Annotated in this window: 17 protein-coding genes and 1 riboswitch; of the genes, 10 read left to right on the forward strand and 7 right to left on the reverse strand. The window is 71.2% G+C overall.

All coding sequences use genetic code 11. The features are described from left to right. The first annotated feature begins 493 nt into the window (after positions 1-493). Both Acy02nite_RS41020 and Acy02nite_RS41025 read left to right on the forward strand, forming a co-directional pair. Entirely contained in the window at positions 494-7,816 is a 7,323-nt protein-coding gene (locus Acy02nite_RS41020; protein WP_203754148.1) for a LamG-like jellyroll fold domain-containing protein, read from the forward strand. 65 nt (positions 7,817-7,881) lie between these two features. After that, on the forward strand, positions 7,882-8,169 hold the full coding sequence (locus tag Acy02nite_RS41025; protein WP_203754150.1) for a hypothetical protein: 288 nt from the start codon (positions 7,882-7,884) through the stop codon (positions 8,167-8,169). A gap of 15 nt (positions 8,170-8,184) precedes the next feature. Here Acy02nite_RS41025 and Acy02nite_RS41030 read toward each other — a convergent pair whose 3' ends face one another. Beyond that, positions 8,185-9,234 (reverse strand): aldo/keto reductase, encoded by a 1,050-nt coding sequence (locus Acy02nite_RS41030; RefSeq protein ID WP_203754152.1) that lies wholly within the window; start codon positions 9,232-9,234, stop codon positions 8,185-8,187. Positions 9,235-9,354: 120 nt separating this feature from the next. Here Acy02nite_RS41030 and Acy02nite_RS41035 point away from each other — a divergent pair, with 120 nt between their 5' ends. Together Acy02nite_RS41035 and Acy02nite_RS41040 are read left to right on the forward strand one after the other, a co-directional pair. Further along, positions 9,355-9,948 (forward strand): TetR/AcrR family transcriptional regulator, encoded by a 594-nt coding sequence (locus tag Acy02nite_RS41035; protein ID WP_203754154.1) that lies wholly within the window; start codon positions 9,355-9,357, stop codon positions 9,946-9,948. Positions 9,949-10,082: 134 nt separating this feature from the next. Further along, the gene (locus Acy02nite_RS41040) at positions 10,083-10,598 is read left to right on the forward strand and encodes an RBBP9/YdeN family alpha/beta hydrolase (RefSeq protein WP_203754156.1); all 516 of its coding nucleotides are present in this window, start codon (positions 10,083-10,085) and stop codon (positions 10,596-10,598) included. Between the two features lie 12 nt (positions 10,599-10,610). Here Acy02nite_RS41040 and Acy02nite_RS47385 read toward each other — a convergent pair whose 3' ends face one another. Further along, positions 10,611-10,739 (reverse strand): hypothetical protein, encoded by a 129-nt coding sequence (locus Acy02nite_RS47385; RefSeq protein WP_264653390.1) that lies wholly within the window; start codon positions 10,737-10,739, stop codon positions 10,611-10,613. A gap of 75 nt (positions 10,740-10,814) precedes the next feature. Further along, positions 10,815-11,339, reverse strand: coding sequence for a hypothetical protein (locus Acy02nite_RS41045; protein WP_203754159.1), 525 nt, complete (start codon positions 11,337-11,339; stop codon positions 10,815-10,817). A gap of 131 nt (positions 11,340-11,470) precedes the next feature. Between Acy02nite_RS41045 and Acy02nite_RS41050 the strand changes: the two genes are divergently transcribed. Further along, positions 11,471-12,703 (forward strand): sensor histidine kinase, encoded by a 1,233-nt coding sequence (locus Acy02nite_RS41050; protein ID WP_203754162.1) that lies wholly within the window; start codon positions 11,471-11,473, stop codon positions 12,701-12,703. Then, complete coding sequence (locus Acy02nite_RS41055) at positions 12,696-13,403, forward strand: response regulator (RefSeq protein ID WP_239175708.1); 708 nt, start codon at positions 12,696-12,698, stop codon at positions 13,401-13,403. The genes Acy02nite_RS41050 and Acy02nite_RS41055 overlap by 8 nt, the downstream gene beginning before the upstream one ends. An 11-nt stretch (positions 13,404-13,414) precedes the next feature. Here the strand turns inward: Acy02nite_RS41055 and Acy02nite_RS41060 are convergent, their stop codons facing one another. After that, positions 13,415-13,729 carry a DMT family transporter gene (locus tag Acy02nite_RS41060; protein WP_203754164.1) on the reverse strand — a complete coding sequence of 105 codons (315 nt, stop codon included), beginning with the start codon at positions 13,727-13,729 and terminating at the stop codon, positions 13,415-13,417. Between the two features lie 19 nt (positions 13,730-13,748). Beyond that, positions 13,749-13,813: riboswitch (guanidine-III (ykkC-III) riboswitch) on the reverse strand. Positions 13,814-13,851: 38 nt separating this feature from the next. Between Acy02nite_RS41060 and Acy02nite_RS41065 the strand changes: the two genes are divergently transcribed. From Acy02nite_RS41065 to Acy02nite_RS41080, 4 genes are all read left to right on the forward strand, one after another. Then, on the forward strand, positions 13,852-14,556 hold the full coding sequence (locus tag Acy02nite_RS41065) for a DinB family protein (RefSeq protein WP_239175710.1): 705 nt from the start codon (positions 13,852-13,854) through the stop codon (positions 14,554-14,556). Between the two features lie 35 nt (positions 14,557-14,591). Then, complete coding sequence (locus Acy02nite_RS41070; RefSeq protein ID WP_425548251.1) at positions 14,592-15,356, forward strand: lysophospholipid acyltransferase family protein; 765 nt, start codon at positions 14,592-14,594, stop codon at positions 15,354-15,356. 40 nt (positions 15,357-15,396) lie between these two features. After that, complete coding sequence (locus tag Acy02nite_RS41075; protein WP_203754171.1) at positions 15,397-15,765, forward strand: hypothetical protein; 369 nt, start codon at positions 15,397-15,399, stop codon at positions 15,763-15,765. 216 nt (positions 15,766-15,981) lie between these two features. Continuing rightward, complete coding sequence (locus Acy02nite_RS41080) at positions 15,982-16,521, forward strand: GNAT family N-acetyltransferase (protein WP_239175712.1); 540 nt, start codon at positions 15,982-15,984, stop codon at positions 16,519-16,521. A 79-nt stretch (positions 16,522-16,600) separates the two neighbouring features. Here Acy02nite_RS41080 and Acy02nite_RS41085 read toward each other — a convergent pair whose 3' ends face one another. The 3 genes from Acy02nite_RS41085 to Acy02nite_RS41095 all read right to left on the reverse strand — a co-directional run bounded on the left by Acy02nite_RS41085 (position 16,601) and on the right by Acy02nite_RS41095 (position 19,339). Then, entirely contained in the window at positions 16,601-17,680 is a 1,080-nt protein-coding gene (locus tag Acy02nite_RS41085; RefSeq protein ID WP_203754174.1) for an alkene reductase, read from the reverse strand. A 65-nt stretch (positions 17,681-17,745) separates the two neighbouring features. Beyond that, positions 17,746-18,612: an alpha/beta fold hydrolase gene (locus Acy02nite_RS41090; protein ID WP_203754177.1), complete on the reverse strand. Its 867-nt coding sequence runs from the start codon at positions 18,610-18,612 to the stop codon at positions 17,746-17,748. Between the two features lie 142 nt (positions 18,613-18,754). Beyond that, positions 18,755-19,339: a TetR/AcrR family transcriptional regulator gene (locus tag Acy02nite_RS41095; protein ID WP_203754180.1), complete on the reverse strand. Its 585-nt coding sequence runs from the start codon at positions 19,337-19,339 to the stop codon at positions 18,755-18,757. Between the last annotated feature and the right edge of the window lie 76 nt (positions 19,340-19,415).

The following is a 19,415-nucleotide window of genomic DNA, read 5'->3' on the forward strand; positions in this document are numbered from 1 at the left end:
GCCGCCGCCCTGGAGGCGGACGCCGTCGCGCACGGCATCGGCGTGATGCGGCTCGGCACCTACGAGGCGACTGCGCTCCACCCCTGTGCTTGGTGCGAGGGGGGCAACTGCGGCGCCTCGCCCTACGGCCGACTGGCGTTCGAGAAAATGCTGGTGAGCTGCCGCGAATAGACGGTTGGCGGGCACCGGCACGTGATGGCCGCGCGGGCCCGGATGGTGGGCGCGGGCTGTGCGGGTCGTCGGCGGGGCGGGTGCTCGCCGGAGAGCGGGGCTCCGGCCGTACGCGAGCAATCGGTTCTTGATCGTGAAGTGTCCGAAAGGACGACTGATTCGCATACTCAGATGTATCGATCTGGTGTTAGCGTCCTCCCGATCATGTGACTCGGTGAATCACGGGACGGGGGAGAGCCGCATGCCGCTTGCGCGTGCGCACTTTTATTCAACGGGGACGAGGGCCGTCGGTTTCGCGACGGCCGTGATCCTCGCGGCGACGATGTCCGATCTGCCAGCCACCTCACCGGCTGCCGCCGCTCCGGCGCGGCAGGATCCGGCCGCACAATCCTGCCCGTCCGATCGGGTGGACCTCGCGTCCGCGGCGATCGCGGCGAAACTCTGCGCCGGCCCGGTGGAGGCGACCGGCAAACGGTCGGAGACCACCAGGGTCTTCGTGAACCCGGACGGCACCCTCACCGAGGAACGGGCGATGGCCCCGGTCCGGGTGCGCAACGGCGCCCGCTGGGACGACGTCGACCTGACCCTGATCCGCGACGCCGACGGCTCCGTCGTGCCCCGGGTGCACGCCCGCGCGCTGCGCCTGAGCGGTCCGCAGAGCGGCGCCGGCCAGCACGAGGTCGTCTCGCTGGGCAGCGGCGCGCAGCGGACCGGCGTGTCCTGGACCGGTCCGCTGCCGGAGCCGGTGCTGGACGGGCCAACCGCCACCTATCCCGAGGTGCGACCCGGCGTCGACCTGGTGGTTCGTGCCCAGAGCACCGGTTACGAGCAGTTCTTCGTCGCCAAGGACCGCGCCGCGCTGCGCCGGGCCGCGAAGCTGAGCCTGCCGATGACCACCGGCAAGCTCACCGCCTCCGCCGACGGCCGGGGCGGCCTCGACTTCACCGACGCAAAGGGCCGCGTGATCGGCCGGGCGCAGGCGCCGGAGATGTGGGACGCGAAGGTCGGCGCCCTCTCCGGCATCCACGTCAACCGTGCCCCGGTCGGCCTGCGGGTCACCGGGAAGCGGGCGGGACGGGCCACCATGGAGTTGACCGCCGACGCGGGCTTCGTGGAACGGGCCGACCTGACGTTCCCGGTCACCATCGACCCGCCCGCCTCCCTGCCGGTGGCGTTCGACGCCTTCGTGCAGAACAGCTACTCCAGCGACCAGTCCGGTGCGGACGAGCTGCGACTGGGCCACGTCGACGACGGCGGCTCCTTCACCGCCCGCTCCTACCTGCGGTTCGGCACCACCGGCCTGGCCGGCGCCCGGATCATGTCGGCGAAGCTGCGGCTCTGGGAGACCCACTCCTGGTCGTGCACGGCGGCGTCGTGGGAGGCGTGGCGCACCGACCGGGCCGACGCCGCGACCCGCTGGACCGCGCAGCCCGCCGCCCGGGAGAAGGTCGGCACCTCGACCGAGACCAAGGGTTACAGCTCGTCCTGCGGCGACGGCTACGTCTACGTCGAGGTCGGCCCGGCGCTGCAGTACGCGGCGACCGCGCAGAGCAGCGACGTCACGGTGATGCTGCGCGGCACCAGCGAGACGTCCTCGGCGGGCTGGAAGAAGTTCGACTCCTCCGAGGCGGCGCACCCGCCGGTCGTCACCATCACCTACAACAGCGCGCCGGCCGCACCCACCGCGCAGGCCGTCGCCCCCTGTTACTCCGCCTGCGCGGCCGGCGCGCAGACCTCGGGCGTACGCCCGACGTTGTCGGCCAAGCTCGCCGACGTCAACGCCGGTCAGGCGCTGACCGCCGAGTTCGAGGTGCGGGACAAGGCCACCGGCGCGGCCGTCGCCTCCTCCGGCGTGCTCTCCGGCGGCTGGACCAACGGGTCGGCCGCCGCCTGGCAGCTCACCTCGGACCTGGCCACCGGCACCACCTACCAGTGGCGGGTGCGGGCCCGGGACCCGGAGGCCGCGGGCGTCTGGACCGATTGGACGGACCTGACCGTCGACACCACGAAACCGCTGGTGCCGTTCGTGTCGGCGGGGATCTACCTCAACGACGGCCAGCCGCACGGCGGGGCGGGCCAGTCCGACACGTTCACGCTGACCCCGGCCAGTGGCAGCACCGACCTGGCGGCCTTCGTGTACCGCCTGGACACCGACGCCTCCGCCACCACCCTGGCGGCGACCGGCACGGCAACGGTCACGCTCAGCCCGCGCGACGGGCAGCGCACCCTCACCGTGCAGGCCAAGGACCGGGCCGGCAACCTCTCGGCGGCCAACACGTACACCTTCTCGGCCGGCAGCGCGGCCCTGGCGCAGCCGCTGCCCGGCGCCAACATCGTCAAGCGGACCAAACTGGAGATCTTCACACCGGTGGCCGGGTACACCCGGGCGTACTACGAGTACCGCCGCGGGCCGGGCGGGGCCACCCTGCCGGTGCCGTCGGCGAACCTGACCTCGGCGACCGGCGCCCCGATCACCGCCACCGCTGCCGCACCGGTCAGCATCGCCGGGCTCGGCGGCTACGCGGTCTGGAACGCCTCGGAGACCCTCGGCCTGGTCGGCGGGGTCGTCGAGGTGCGGGCCCGGATCTTCACCGCGAGCTCGACCACACCGGTCTACGACACTCCGTGGGTACGGGTGACCGTCGACTCCAGCGGTGACGGCGGGGCCGGCGACGAGATCGGGCCGGGCGACGTCAACCTGCTCACCGGTGACCTGAGCCTGGACGCCTCGGACGCCGACGAGCTCGGCCTGACCGTCACCCGGGCCGCCTCGTCCCGCGGGCCGAACGACGGTTACCAGGCGATGCCGGAGAAGCTGACCGCCAACCAGCAGCAGGTCTCCACCGACCTGACCGGGTTCACCGTGCCCTCGACCGCCACGGCCGCCCGGTCCACCGCCCGCGGGCAGGGTGATGTCACCCCGCTCGACTCGGTGGAGATCACCCCGGCCGCGTCCGGCACGAGCAACGACACCTACGTCGCGCTCGGCGGGGACACCGGCGGGCTGCGGCTGGGCATGCAGGCGGGCCGTACGTACCGGGCCACCGCCTGGATCTACGTGCCGGCCGCCACCACGCTCGCCCCGGACAACGCCGCGAGCGGGCTGCGGGTCGTCGGCTTCTTCAAGAACGGCACCGCGTACACCCCGGTGGCCTCGCCGATGGCCGCGTACACCGACGGCTGGCAGGAACTGTCGGTCGACATGACCGTGCCGGCCGGCGCCACCGAGGCGCTGTTCCGGCTCTACAACGGCAACGCCGCCGGCAGCGGCAAGAAGGTCTACTGGGACAACGTCTCGGTGACCGAGGTGGTGTCACCGTTCGGCCCGTCGTGGGCCGGTGGCGCGACCGGTGGTCCCGCCGAGAGCGACTACACCACGCTGACCTTCCCGTGGAAGTCGGTCGCCCGACTCGACACGATCGGCGGCGGCTGGGTCACCTTCTCCCGCAACGCCGACGGCACCTCCTTCACCCCGGAGCCCGGCAGTGAGCAGCTGACCCTGTCCGCACCGGACTCGTCGACCTACCGGGTGGCCGACCTGGAAGGCGCGGTCACCGAGTTCAAGCAGCAGGGCGGCGTGTGGACGGCCTCCTCGAGCTGGACCGACGAGGACAAGGCGGCGACCCGCTACGTCTACGACACCACCGGCGGGCGCCTGCTGCTCAAGCGGGTGGTCAACCCGGCCGACCCGGGGGTGGACACCAACGGCTGCACCGGTACGACACTGCCGCGCGGCTGTGAGGTCCTGGAGTACGTCTACGCCACCACGACCACCGCGGGCCTGAGCCCGACCGTCTTCGGTGACGTCACCGACCGGGTCTCCACCGTCAAGCTGTGGTCCTGGGACCCGGTGGCCGGTGCCGAGAACGCGGTCGACATCGTCAAGTACACCTACGACAACCTGGGACGACTGCGGGAGTCCTGGGATCCGCGGATCAGCCCGGCGCTGAAGAAGACCTACGAGTACGACGCGGCCGGACGCGTGATCAAGGCCGGAGCCCCGGGCGAGCTGCCCTGGTCGGTGGATTACGCCGCACCGGACGCGGACACGGCGGCGCTGCGCTGGAACCTCGACGGCACCGCCGCCGACTCCTCCGGCGCCGGCCGTAACGGCACTGCCATCGGCGTCGGCTGGGGCCAGGGCAACGACCCGAAGAACCCGGGGGACCAGGCCGCGGTCTTCAACGGTGCCGCCGGCGCTCAGGTCACCGCGGCCGGCACCGCGTTGTCGAACACCGCGTCCTACACGGTCTCGGCGTGGGCGCGGATCAGCGACAAGTCGGCCAACCGCACGATCGTCTCCAAGGACGGCAGCCGTACCAGCGGTTTCTTCCTCAACTACGTCAAGGACACCGACCGGTGGGCGTTCTCCCGCACCACCGCCGACAACGACGACTCGACAGCGGTCCGGGCGACCTCGAACGGGGCGCCGGTCCTCGGGCAGTGGACCCATCTGGCCGGGGTCTACGACACCGCGTCGGGCAAGATGAAGCTGTACGTCAACGGTGTCCCGCAGAGCACCACCGCGGCCACCGGCGGCTGGAACGCCACGGGTGGGTACGTGGTCGGCCGGGCCAAGTGGGCCGGCGCCGCCACGAACCTGTGGGCCGGTGGTATCGACGATGTCCGGGTCTACGGCTCGGCGCTGTCCGACGCGCAGATCGCGACGCTGGCCGGTGACGAGAACACCGGGCGGGTCGTGCGGGTCCGGCGGGCCGCCCTCAAGCAGGGCAGCACGTCGGAGACCGACGGCGAGACGGCGACCACGCTGGTCTACAACGTGCCGCTGACCAGGGCGGCCGGCGGACCGTACGACATGAACTTCGCCGCCGTCTCCACCTGGGGGCAGAGCGACCTGCCCACGGACGCCACGGCGGTGTTCGTGCCCGAGCAGGTGCCGGCCCGCAGCAGTGCGAGCCCGGCGAGCCCGGGCAGCGGCGGTTACACGTACGCCGACGTCCACTATCTCAACGCGGGCGGCCAGGAGGTGAACACCGCGACGCCGGGCGGCGAGATCGACACCAAGGAGTACGACCGGTTCGGCAACGCGGTACGCACCCTGGAGTCCTCCGAGCGGGCCCTGGCCCTGGGCACCCTGCCCGGCGCCGCGGCCGACCTGGCGGAGCTCGGTCTGGCCGACTCGGACACCGCCACCCGCGCCCGGGCGCTGTCCACCGTCAACCGGTACAGCAGCGACGGCCTCGACCTGCTCGAGACCGTCGGCCCGACCCGGTCGCTGGTGCTGGAACGGCCACTGGCCGACCCGGACAGCGGCGGGCCGCTCGCCGCGCTCGCCGCGGGCGACACGGTCATCGGCCGGGCCAGGACGGTGCAGGCCTACGACGAGGGCAAACCGGACGGTGCGACGTACCACCTGGTCACCACCCAGACGACCGGGGCGCTGATCGACGGTTATCCGATGGCCGACGTCCGGGTCAGCCGCAACGGCTACGGCGCCGAGAAGGGCGGCAAGTCCGGCTGGGAGGTCAAACAGCCGACCAAGGTCACCGTCGAGGCCTCACCGGGCGGCGACAGCACCACCACCTACACGGTGTTCGGCGACGACGGCAAGGTGACCGCGTCGTGGGGCATCGGGTCGACCGGCGACGACGCCCGCGCCACCCGGACCGTCTACTGGACGGCCGGCGCCAACAGCGCGGACAGCGCCTGCGGCAACCGTCCCGAGTGGTCCGGGCAGGTCTGCGTCACCCGGGCGGCCGGCGCGGTCACCGGCCACGACCCCGACCGGATGACCGGCGCGCTGCCGGTCCGGCGGGTCACCCGGGTCGACCGGTTCGGTGGTGAGGCCGAGGTCGTCGAGACCGCGGACGGCAAGACCCGGACCACGACCACGCAGTACGACGGCGCGGGCCGGGTCGTGAGCACCGGTGTCGAGGGCGGCCTCGGCACGGCGGTTCCCACGGTGAGCACCACGTACGAGCAGGCCGGTGGCCGCCCCGCGGTCACCACCGCCGGCCCGGACGTGATCACCCGGCAGTTCGACGCGCTGGGCCGCACGGTCGGGTACACCGACGCCGACGGGGCCAAGACGATCACCGAGTACGACCGGTACGGCAACCAGATCCGGGTCAGTGACCCGACCGGGACGACCAGCTACGCCTACGACCGCACGGTCGACCCGCGTGGCCTGCTCACCTCGACCACCGACGCCTCGGCCGGTGTGTTCCAGGCCCGGTACTCCCCGGACGGGCAGCTCACCACACTGAAGTATCCGGGCGGGTTCACCCGCACCGACCGGCTGGACGCGAACCTGCAGCCGGTCTCGCGGACCTACACCCGCGACGCCGACGGCATGGTGCTGTGGGCCGAGTCGGTCGTGGAGAACTCCGCCGGGCAGCAGGTCCAGCACGAGTACACCGGTGGCGGGTCGACGTTCGCGTACGACGGGTTCGGCCGGCTCACCTCGGCACGCCAGCACAGCGACGCCACGGACGGCTGCGTCACCCGGGTGTACGGGTACGACGACCGCACCAACCGCACCCGCAGGACGACGTACGCCCCCGGCGCCGCGGGCGGGTGCCAGACCGGCACGGCGTCCGGCACCACCGATCACACGTACGACAGCGCCGACCGTCTCACCGACGCGGGATACACCTACGACGCCTTCGGGCGTACGACGGTAGCCCCGGGCGGCATGACGATCGGGTACCACGCCAACGACATGGTCCGCAGCCAGGAGGTCGGCGACGCCCGGCAGACCTGGACGCTGGACCCGTCGATGCGGCTGCGCGCGTCGCTGACCGACACCAAGGCCGGGGACACGTGGAACCGTACGTCGGCGACGCTGAACCATTACGGCGACGACACCGACGAGCCGCGCTGGGTGGTGGAGGACGCCGGTACCGGGGTCAGCACTCGGTACGTCTCCGGGCCCGACGGTGACCTGGGCGCCTCGGTGTCCTCGGCCGGCGGGGTGAAGCTGCAGCTGAGCAGCCTGCACGGGGATGTCGCGGTGACCGTGGACCTGACCGACGGGTCCCCGGAGGTGTTCGACTACGACGAGTTCGGCACGCCGATGCCGGGCCAGACCGATCTGCGCTACGGCTGGCTGGGTGCCAAGCAGCGTTCCGGCGACGCGATGGCCGACATCATCCTGATGGGGGTGCGTCTCTACTCCCCGGCGCTGGGCCGGTTCCTGTCGACCGACCCGGTGCCCGGTGGCAGCTGCAACAGCTACGAGTACACCTGTGCCGACCCGGTGAACGGCTCCGACCTGGACGGCCGCCGGTGGTGCTGGAAGTTCTGCAGCTGGGGCCGCAACCCGTACTGGCGGATGACCTTCCACGGGGTGCGCATGTTCGGCACGGTCGCCAGTTTCTGGGGCGGGGTCGGCGAGGCGCGCACCGGTTACCGGGCGGTCCGGTCCGGCTGGAAGTTCTACCGGTCGGTCCGCAAGCGCGGCTGGAAGGCCACGTTCCACCCGCTGCGCACCAAGCGGCGGTGGAAGTACATCGCCGCCGGCGTCGGTGGCTGGATGGGCTACCACGACTTCCGCAACGACTGGCGCGGCTTCCGCCGGGCCGCGGGAGACGCGGCACGGCCCTGGGCCCGGCGTTACTGCAACGGGGTACGCCGCCTGAAGCGCCGGATCTTCGGCCGGTACGCCGGCAGCAGTTGCCGGTGATCTGATCGACGATCGTCAGGGCGGCGCCTTCCCGGGCGCCGCCCTGATCCGTCTATATTCAGGGCGTGAGCATCGTGATCGACGGGATCCGGGACGGCGAGTGGCAGATCAGGCCGGACCGTGACGAGGTCGAACTGGTCTTCCTGACCGGGGGCCGGCGTTACGTGGCGTGGATCCCGGTGGAGGAGATGCCGGCCGTCGAGCGGCTGCTGGCCGAGATGAGCGACCCGCCGCCCGGTGAGCGCCTCGACCTGAGCGCCGCGTTCGTCGGGGCCCTCGGCCGTGACCCGTTCACCGAGCAGCCCGCGCCGCCGCCGTGGTACCGGCGGCTGCTGCCCGGCCGCCGGGGCTAGGGTCCGCCCGGCTCGTCAGCGGGTGAGGTCGAGCTTGAGGTCGCCGCGGGTCTGCATCCGGATGTGCTCGCCGGCCAGCATCGCGTGCGGGAAGCCGAGGTCGACGGCGCTGACCTCGTCCAGCCGGGCGAGCTGGGCGGAGTCCATGACGACCTCCAGCGCCCCCAGGTTCTCCAGGAGCTGAGCCGGGGTGCGAGCCCCGATGATCGGCGCGGTCACCCCCGGCCGGCCCAGCGCCCAGGCAAGCGCGACCTGCGCCGGCGTGCGGCCCAGCTCCGCCGCGATCTCGGTGACCACGTCGGCGATGGCCAGGTTGCGGTCGGTGACCCCGCCGAGCGCGACGTTGAAGTCCCCGCGGGCGCTGTCGGCGGGGACCGGGTTGCGCCGGCTGTACTTGCCGGTGAGCACCCCACCGGCGAGCGGTGACCACAGGACGGTGGCGAGCCCCATCTCCCGGGCCATCGGGATGAGGTCGCGTTCGCCGGTGCGTTCGAGCAGGTTGTACTCCAGCTGCAGCGCCACCAGCGGGGCCCAGCCGCGCAGGCCGGCGATCGCCTGCATGCGCGACACCTGCCAGGCGGGGGTGTTGGAGATCGCGACGTGCAGCACCTTGCCCTGCCGGACCAGGTCGTCCAGGCCCCGCAGGATCTCCTCGACCGGGGTGGTGAAGTCCCACACGTGCAGGTAGAGCAGGTCGAGGTAGTCGGTCCCCAGCCGGCGCAGACTGGTCTCCACCGCCCCGGTCAGGCTCTTGCGCCCGGCCCCGCCCGAGTTGGGGTCGCCCGGGGTCCGCAGTGTCGTGTACTTGGTGGCGAGCACCAGGCTCTCCCGGCGTCCCTTGGCGAACTCGCCCAGCATCCGCTCGGAACTGCCTTCGGTGTACGTGACGGCGGTGTCGATGAAGTTGCCACCGCGCTCGACGTAGAGGTCGAAGAGCCGGCGCGCGTCGTCCTGCCCGGCGCCCCAGCCCCATTCGTTGCCGAACGTGGCGGCGCCCAGCGCGAGCGGTGAGACCCACAGGCCGGAGTGGCCCAGTCGCCGGTAGGTGTCGAGGGTGAGCGACATGGTGTTCCTCTCGTGACGCTAAAACGGGGAGATCCCCGCTTAGCCGACGGTACAGTAACCGGGGACCTCCCCGTTAGTGGGGGAGTCCCCGGTTACTACGACCCGACGATGGTGATGGTCTTGCCTCCTCCACCCGGCGCACTGCGCGCCGACGCCCGCCGCAACCGGGAACACCTGGTCGCCACCGCCGCCGAGGTCTTCGCCTCCGGGCAGCCCGGCATCTCACTCGACGCGATCGCCAAACGCGCCGGGGTCGGCAACGCCACCCTGTACCGCCACTTCCCGACGCGCGAGGACCTGGTCGAGGAGGTGTACCGCGACCAGATCCGCCCGCTGCGCGAGCAGGCGCTCACCCTGCTCGCCGCCGAGCCTCCGGCGGAGGCGCTGCACCGGTGGATGGGCTGCTTCGCCGAGTGGGCGGCCGAGCGGCGCGGCATCGTCGAGGCCCTCGTCGCGATGAGCGCCGCGGGCCGGTTCGGCACCGGCCCGGTCTGCGACCAGGTCCAGCAGATCCTCGGCATGCTGCTGGACGCCGGGGCCCGGGCGGGGGAGTTGCGTGCCGGCATCGACCCGGTCGACGTCGGGGCCATCATCGCCAGTCTGCTGGCGGTCGCGGGTGCGCCCGAACAGCAAGCTCAACTCGACCGCATGTTCACCATCGTCGTCGACGGCCTGCGATCCATCCCTGACCCGTTGTCACCACTCGTTTCCTAGAATCCTAGGATGGCTTAGGAGCAGTGCGGCAAGTCGCACCAAGAAACCCAGAGGCCGGCTTCGCCGACGAACCACCATTTCTTGGGTACGAACTCCGCAGGCCCCTGCAGGAGGAAGCCGGTGACAATCGGGGCATGACACGTGTGCTGCTGGTGCCCGGGCGGGGCGTGGCGAAGCCGGATCACTGGTCGCGGCGGTGGGCCCGGGAGCACGGGTACCGGTGGGCGCCGGAGCCGCCCGGGCCGCCGTACGTGCCGGACGCGCGGGTCGCCGACCTGCGGCGGGTGCTCGGCGAGAGTGATGAGCCGGCGGTGCTGGTCGCGCACAGCGCGGGCTGTGTGACCGTCGCGTTGTGGGCGGACCGCGAACGCACCGGTGTGGACAACGTTTCGCCGGTGGTGGGGGCGTTGCTGGTGACACCGCCGTACGTCGAGGAGGTGCCGCGGCGGCGGTTGCCGTTCCGGTCGGTGCTGGTGGCGAGCCGGAACGACCCGCATGCGGTGTTCGGGGAGCAGGAGCGGTTCGCCCGTGAGTGGGGCGCCGGGCTGGTGGATGCCGGGAGTGTCGGGCATCTGGACTCGGCCACCGGGTTCGGGCCGTGGCCGCAGGGGGAGGAGCTGCTCGATCGGTTGCTGAGTTCGCTGCGCTGAACGACGGCGATCTCAGCAACCGGCGGACGGGGAGCGGCCGTCGCCGTCGGTCAGGGTGGTCCCGAGCAGGTCGTCGCCGACGCCGGTCAGGGCGCGGGTCCTGCCGGCGGCGAGGTCGAGGGTGCCGCTTGCTCGCAGCACGGGTTGCTGGGCCGTGCCGGCCGCGGCGACCGGGAGGCCGGACGGCGGCTGCGCTCACCGTCGCCGCGGTCTTTCTTACCGGGTGACGGGAAGGGTGATCCGCCGGAGCAGGGAGTGGCAGATCGGGTACAGCAGGGCGCCGTCGAGGTAGTGGCAGAACATCGCACCCAGGTAGGACGGGCCGCCCCATGCGTTGTGGATGAAGTTCGGGTCGAGCCCGGCGAAGACCTGCTCGCCGATGCGCCAGGCCATGTAGACCTCGAGCAGGACGAGGAAGGCGACGGCCAGGTAGCGCAGGGGACTCAGCACGTGGAAGCGGGCCCGGAAAGTCGCCGTGATGCGGGCCGCGATCGGGCGGCCGAGCGGCGCGAAGATCACTTTCCAGCCGAGCGGGCTCCGGCGCGATGCCACCACGAACCAGGTTGCCACGACGGCGAGGACGGCAAGATGTGGCAGCCACGCCTCGGTGCCCGGCACATGCTGTTCGACCGGTTCGGAACGGTGGAGGTACACCACAACCCCGCTGGCCAGTCCGACGAGGGTGGAAACGGTCGCGGTGATGACGGCGGGGCGGGACAACTGCAGCCGGTGGTCTGTCATGGCCCCTACACTCCGCCGGCCCGTCCGGCCCGGGCGTCATGCTGGCGCATGATCCGGGACGTCATTCGGAAGTTGCCTCGTCATCCTGCAGCATGACGCCGCGATCGATGGCTCTCGCTAGGGTGATCCACATGCGATTGCGCCGGACCGTTCTGCCATCGCCCGATCTGCTCGACATCGCTCTCGCGTTCGGATCGTTCGGGCTGTTCACGCTGCCGGTGCTGATCCGCGGTTCCGGGCACAGCCCGACGGCGGCGATCGTCGTTCTGGGCCTCGCCGCCACCGTGCCGTTGTCGGTGCGCCGGAGGGCGCCGGTGCCGGTACTCGCCACGGTGTCGCTGGTCCTGGTCGGGGCGGCGCTGGCCGATGTCGGGTTCACGGTGTTTCACAGCAATGCGGGCCCGGCGTTGGGGATCGCGGTGCTGACCGTGGCCGATCGGCTTCCGCGTGCTGTGTCGCTGCGGGCGAGCGTGGCCGCGGTCGGGCTGGTCACCGTGGCGGAGGTGACCGCGATGCAGGTGCATCCGGCCACCGGGCAGAACGCGATCCAACTGGTTCTCGCGGTTCCGGCCTGGCTGGTGGGGTACGCGTTCCATACCCGTCGGCAGGCGGAGCGGCGGCTGCGCTCGGAGACGCAGGAGCGGGCCCGGGAGGCCGAGCGCCGGGTCCGCGCCGAGGAACGGGTGCGGGTGTCGGCGGACGTCCACGACATCGTGTCGCACACGCTGAGCATGATCGCGGTCCGGTCGGGTGTGGCACGGATGGTGCTCGAGCAGCGGCCGGAGGAGGCGCTGGCCGCGCTGTCGGCGATCGAGACGGCCAGCCGCGGCGCTTTGGACGAGTTGCGAGCAGTGTTGCAGTCGTTGCGGGACGCTCCGGGCGATCCGTTGCGCACGGCGGGTGCGCTGGCGGCCGGCCCGGCCGTCGAACGACCGACGCTGGCCCACCTCCGGTCGCTGGTCGGCAATCTGCGCGATGACGGCTATCCGATCACGCTTGCCCTGTCGGAGAAGGCGGGTGCCCCGCCACCGGTCGAGGAGTCGGCCTATCGCGTCGTGCAGGAGGCGCTGACAAATGTGGTGCGCCATGCCGGTCGGGTGGCGACCTCCGTCGAGGTCGCCGGCGACCCGGAAGGGCTCAGCATCTCGGTGCTCAACGCTGCCCCGGCCGGCGGTTCGCCGGGGGCCGGGCCGGGCAGCGGGCACGGTCTGACCGGGATGCGGGACCGTGTCGCGTTGTACGAGGGCACCGTCGCGGCGGGCCCATGCCCGGACGGTGGTTACGCGGTGCGCGTTCATTTCCCCGCACGACCGGTGAACCGGACGGCACCCGCTGATCGCGCCGAGGGGAAGCGCCGTGGCTGACCTGGTGGTCGACTCCGGCGGCACGACTGAGCCGATCCGGGTTCTGGTCGTGGACGACGAGGCGCTGGTGCGAGCCGGCTTCCGGGTGCTGCTGGAAACCGCACCGGGGCTCACGGTGGTCGGGGAGGCCGCCGACGGTGCCACGGCGGTCCGGCAGAGCCGCGCGCTGCAGCCGGACGTCCTGCTCATGGACATCCGCATGCCTGTCATGGACGGTCTCGAAGCCACCCGGCACATCGCCGACGACGACAGCATCGACGCCCGCGTACTGATAGTCACGACGTTCGGCGAGGACGAGCACGTCTTCGCCGCGTTGCGTGCCGGAGCAAGCGGTTTCGTCCTCAAGGACACCCCGCCGGAAGACCTGCTCAGCGCTGTCCGGATCGTCGCCGGTGGCGAGGCGCTGCTGACCCCGCGGGTGACCACCCGGCTGGTCGCGGAGTTCGTGCGAGGCACGTCCGGCCGTGACACCGTGGCGGCCGCACCGCAAGCGCTCGGCGAACTGACCGAGCGCGAACGTGAGGTGCTGGTCCAGGTCGCGGCGGGCAGGTCGAACGCGGAGATCGCCGAGCACTTCACCGTCAGCCTCAACACGGTGAAGACCCATGTGAGCCGGCTGCTGTTCAAACTGGCGGTCCGCGATCGAGCTCAGCTCGTCGTGTGCGCCTACGAGGCTGGTCTGGTGGTGCCCGGACGGTGACCGGCGGCCGGTCAGTGGGCGTACTTGAGGCCGACCACGCCGCCCACGACCAGGAGCAGGCAGAGGATGCGGGGGAGGGAGGCGTTCTCGCCGAGGGCGACCATGCCGACGACGGCGGTGCCGACGGCGCCGATGCCGACCCACACGGCGTATCCGGTGCCGACCGGGATGGTGCGCAGCGCGTAGCCGAGGCCGAGCATGCTGAGCACGATGGCGACCGCGAAGATGCCGGTGGGCAGGGGTTTGGTGAAGCCGGCGCTGCGGTCGAGGGCGATGGCCCAGACGGTTTCCAGCAGACCGGAGACGACGAGCACGATCCAGGCCATGACGACGGGCACCTCTTTCAAGGCGGTCGTCTTGTCAGGCCGGGTACGACGCGCAACTCGTCCGGGACAGCCGCCTGTCGCGGTGTCGTGACAAACGCTAGCACCGCCGGGAGGATGTGTCCGTGACCGAATTCATCAACCAGGACTTCTCCGGTGCGTGGTTCCGTAACGGCCTGTTCGAGGGGGCGCGGTTCCGGGGTGCGTACCTGGTGAACGCGGAGATCGACGGGGACATCCGGGGTCTGCGGGTCAACGGGGTGGACGTGGCGCCGCTGGTGGAGGCGGAGCTGAACCGGCGGTATCCGGAGCGGGCGAGGATGAAGCCGGTCGACGCGCAGGGCTTCCGGGAGGCGTACGCGATTCTGGAGCGGCTGTGGGCGGGCACGGTGGAACGGGCCCGGGCGCTGCGGCCGGAGTTGCTGCACGAGCGGGTGGACGGGGAGTTCTCGTTCATCGAGACGTTGCGGCATTTGATCTTCGCCACGGACGTGTGGGTGTTGCGGGCGGTGCTGGGTGATCCGTCGCCGTATTCGCCGCTGGGGTTGCCGCACGACGAGATGGAGGAGATGCCGGGCGTGGTGCCGTGGGACCGGTCGGTCCGGCCGTCGCTGAACGAGGTGCTGGTGGTGCGGCGGGAGCGGGCTGACGTCGTACGCCAATTGCTCGAGGACTTTGATCTGGAGGGGGTGACGACGCCGGTGGACGCGCCCGGGTATCCGCCGCCGGCGGCCTATCCGGTGCGGCGGTGCCTGGGGGCGATCCTGACCGAGGAGTGGGAGCACCGATTGTTCGCCGAGCGTGACCTGGATGCGCTGACCGGCCGGTAGATGTCGGTGCGCGGGTCTGCCATCATGGCCCGCCTATGGAGATGTCGACTACCTGGCGACCGCCCCTGCTGTGGCGGTTCCTGCTCGCCCTGTCCCGTGTGGTGATCGCCCCGGTGTGCCGGTTGCGGGTGCGCGGGACTGTTCCCGCGCAGTTGCGTGCCGGGCCGGTGATCCTGGCGGCGAACCATGTCAGCCCGTTCGATCCGCTGGTGATGGTGGCGGCGTGTCACAAGGCGGGGATCGCGCCGCGCATCATGATCACTGGTGGGGTGTTCGACACGCCGGTGGTGGGCGCGGCGATGCGCGCCTGCGAGCACATCCGGGTCGATCGCGGGAAGGCGCAGGTGGCGGATGCTCTGCCGGCGGCCGCGCAGGCGTTGAAGGACGGGGCGATGGTGCTGGTCTACCCGGAGGGGCGGATCGGGCTGGACCCGTGGATGTGGCCGGAGCGCGGGAAGACCGGGGTGGCGCGGATGGCGGCGCTGACCGGTGCGCCGGTGCTGCCGGTGGCGCAGTGGGGTGCGCACGCGGTGCTGCCGTACGAGGCGCCGAAGAACCTCGGGCGGGCGTTGCTGCGGGCTCTGGTGCGCCGGCCGGTGGTGACGGTGGGTTTCGGGGAGCCGGTGGATCTGTCCGCTGTCACGGGGACGCCCGGGGCGCAGGCCATGCGCGCGACCAGGCTGATCATGGAGGGGATCGACGCGGCTCTCGCGCCGCTGCGGGCCGGGGAGATGCAGGTTCCGCGGTACGTCGACAGGTCGCGGCCGGCGGACAGTTCGCGGGTGCGTCCTCGGCCCTGAGCGGGTCCGCCGATCCTGCCGCGGTGGCAGGATCGGCGGCATGGTGAAGGGTCGGATCGTCGCCGAGGGTCTTCGTCCCGGGGCTGCGCTGGTGGTGCCGGGGCTGGAGCTGACGCGGGTGTCGCGGGTGGCGGTGTCCGCGCCGGGGCCGGGGCAGCCGGGGGTGTGGACGTTGCTGGACGTGGCCGCGCCGGCGGAGCGTGCCGAGGAGTTGGCGGCGGCGCTGAGCGCGGGGCTGTCGGCGGAGGGCGGCTGGTATGCGGACTTCCGCTCGGGTGGGGAGCACGTCGTGGTCTTCGCGGGGCGGATCTTCCGGTATGCGGTGGGTGATGTCGCGGGGCGGGACGAGGCGGTGGCGTACGGCCGCGCGGTCGGTGTCCCGGATGCGCAGCTCGACTGGGGCCCGTGACGCGGCATCCTAGGATGCCGTAGAGGCAGTGCGGCAAGCCGCACTCAACACCTGAAAAGGCCGGCTTCGCCGACGGGACAACCTTTTGGTTTCGGCGTTGGTCCGGGAGCGGCGCGGCTCGGGTGTCGGTCGTCGCGTTGCCGGGTGATGACGCCATCGCGGCGGCAGGGGGAAATCGGCTGGCGCGAAGTCGGCGAGGTGAGCAGACTGCCGGTCGTGGAGCTCACGCATCGTTTGGCTGTCCGGGATGATCTCGCCGAGTTGCAGGTGCTGATCGGGGCGGCGATCCGGGAACTGCAGAAGGGGTTCCTGGACGAGGCTCAGATCGCGTCGAGCCAGGCGATCATGGGGTTGGACACGGCGCTGATCGACGACGGGACGTATTTCGTGGTCGAGGCCGAGGGCCTGATCGTGGGGTGTGGCGGGTGGAGCCGGCGGGCGACGCTCTACGGCGGTGATCATTTGGTGGGCCGGGATGCGGCGCTGCTGGATCCGGGCAGGGAGCCTGCGAAGGTACGGGCGATGTACACGCGTCCGGGTTTCGCGCGCCGGGGTGTCGGGCGGTTGATCCTGGCGTTGAGTGAGGCGGCGGCCGCGGCGGAGGGTTTCGCGGTGCTCGAGTTGATGGCGACGTTGTCGGGGGAGCCGCTGTATCGGGCGGCGGGGTTCGTGGCGGTGGAGCGGTTGGCCGACGATGCGGGTGGTGCTCCGGTCCCGCTGGTGCGGATGCGTAAGCCGATCGGTGTCACCGGGTAGCGGCGTGACGACCGTTGGTGTGTTTTCCCTTGTTCTGGTCGCGGGTCGAGGATCGATCGGCTTGACGGCCTGGGTGGAGTCAGGCTTCGGTGAGAGCCGGGTAATCGGTGTAACCGGCCGTGCCGCCGCCGAAGATGGTGGCCGGGTCCACCTCGTTGAGGGCGGCGCCGGTGCGCAGCCGCTCGACGACGTCGGGGTTCGCCAGTGCGAATCGTCCGAGCGGTGCGATGTCGGCGAGGCCTGCGTCGATGTCCGCCGCGATCTGCTCCCGCTCGCGGCCGTAACGGACCACGAGAACAGCGGTCGGCCAGGTGTCGCGCAACGAGCGCAGTAGTTCGTCGTCACCGAGGTGATGGACGTGGAGGTAGACGAAACCCAGTTCGGCCAGCTCACCCACGAGATACCGGTACTGGGCGCGGACCGATTCGGTGTCGCCCTCGTCGAGTCCGCCGAGGGGGAAGGCCGGGGAGATGCGGATCCCGGTGCGGTCGGCGCCGATCTCCTGCGCGACGGCCTTGGCGACTTCGATGACGAACCGGGCCCGATTCTGGACCGATCCGCCGTATTCGTCGGTGCGCTTGTTCGCGTTCGGGGAGAGGAACTGGTGCAGGAGGTATCCGTTGGCGGCGTGGATCTCCACCCCGTCCGCACCTGCGGCGATCGCGCTGGCCGCGGCATGACGGAACTCACCGATCACGTCGTGGATCTCCGCCGTGCTCAGTTCCCGCGGCGCCGGAGTCTTCTGCGGACCTGTCGCGGTGAACATGTCCTGCTCGGCCGAGATCGCGGAGGGCGCCACCGGCTGGCGGTGATGCGGCGTGTTGTCCGGGTGAGACATCCGGCCCACGTGCATCAGCTGGATGAACAAGTGCCCGCCGTTGTCGTGCACCGCGTCGGCGACCGGCTTCCAGCCGGCGATCTGCTCCGCGGTGTAGATACCCGGGGTGTTCAGGTACCCCTGGCCGTCCTCGGACGGCTGGGCACCCTCGGTGATCACCAGACCCAAGGAAGCGCGCTGGCCGTAGTAGTCCGCGGCGTGCTCTCCCGGGGTGCCGTCGGCGTTAGCGCGGCTGCGGGTCATCGGCGCCAGCGCGAGCCGATGAGCAAGCTGGAGTCTGCCCAGGGTGAACGGTTGCCACAGAGCGGAGGACGAGGTCATAGCGGGGGTCCTTTGCGCGATCGGACGGTCATCGCCAGCCTGGCGATGCCATGGGGTGGGGGTGGTCAGCGGGCCAGGAAGGCCAAGGCCGTGGCGGTGAAGGCGGCATGGTGCTGGAAGATGCCGCCGTGCCCGGCGTCGGGGTAGAGGACGAGTTCGCTGTTCGGCAGCCGTTCGGCCAGGTCGACGGAGTTCGCGGTGGGCACCATGACGTCTTGTTCGCCGTTGGCGACCAGGGTGGGCTGATGGATCAGGGAGAGGTCCGTGGCGCGGGCCCGGCCCCACCGGCTGACGGCGCGCAGCTGTGCCCGGTAGGTGCTCAGCGCGACGGGGGTGTCCCGGTCCTGGGCGCGTTCCTGTAGCCGGGCGAGGAACTCGTCCGCGGCGCGCCGCCCGTTTGCGGTCCGGGTGAAGAACAGGTATTTCTTCGGGTCCTGGCGGGCCAGAGCACCGCGTAGCAGGGCCAGGTTCGACAGGCGGGTCACCTTGGTGATGCCGGTGCCGCCGGCCGGGCCCGTGCCGGCGAGGATCAGCTTGCGGACCAGGTGCGCTTCGCGGTGGGCGATCACCTGGGCGACCATGCCGCCGAGGGACAGGCCCAGCAGGTCCACCTGCTGGTGGCCCAGCGCGCGGATGAAGGTCACCGCGTCGCGTGCCATGGCCTCCACGCTGTTCGGTGTCTCGCCGGTGGTGGCGCCGACCCCGCGGTTGTCGAAGGCGATCACCTGCCGCCCGGCGGCGAGCCCGTCGACCACCGCAGGGTCCCAGTTGTCCAGAACCGCAGCCAGGTGCGGCAACAGGATCAACGGAACGTCACCAGGAGTGCCTAGGACGCGATAGGCCCAGGTGACGCCTCCGGCGGTCAGTGTCCGTGTCGGGGCGGTGCGGTAACCGGCGCTGATGCCCTCGGTGTGGCCGGACGAGATTGTCATGAGCGTGTCCTCCGTGTGCTGATCGCCCCGGTGACACCCGACATCGTCGTCACCTTTGGTTATATTATGACCATACTTCTATGGCGGCGTAAGGGTGCCGGATCGCACACCTGCCGAAGTGCGATCCGGCGACCCGCGTCAGTCAGTGCTCGGGGGTCGCGAGCAGGGCGGAGATGGCTCGCGCTCCTTCGGCGAGCACCGCCTCGGACTCCTGTGGGTCATCGATCGCCCGGGCGAGCTGCAGCGTCCCGACGAGGATGGCGATGCATCCCAGAGCTCGGCGCCGCCCGGTCCCGGGGGCGCCCGGCGCCATCAGCGTGGCCAGGTCGTCGGCCACGCCGAGGATGCCGGCACTGTAGGCCCGGCGGATCTCCGGCGAGCTGCGGGCCACTTCGTCGAGCAGGGCTCCGGACGGGCAGCCACTTTCGGCGTCGTTGCGGTGCCCGGGTGAGAGATACGCCCGCACGAAGCGCGCGAACCCGTCCGGCTCGTCCGCGAGCTGCCGCAACAACGCCTGCTGCTCCTGGAGCTGATCGGTAATGGTCGCGGCGACCAGAGCATCCTTGGACGCGAAGTGTGCGTAGAAGGCGCCGTTGGTCAACCCGGCGTCGGCCATCAACGTCGTCACGCCGGAGCCATCGAGGCCGTCTTTCTTCAAGCGTCGGCCGGCGACCTTTATGATGCGCCGCCGCGTCGCCTCCTTGTGCTCCGTGCCGTAGCGCGCCACGGTTCCTCCCTCGCCCGACGGGTGCTGCATGTCATGTTCCGACCCTTTAGGATTACGACCATACTACAATTGGCTC

This window comes from Actinoplanes cyaneus (assembly GCF_016862095.1).
Lineage (GTDB): Bacteria > Actinomycetota > Actinomycetes > Mycobacteriales > Micromonosporaceae > Actinoplanes > Actinoplanes cyaneus.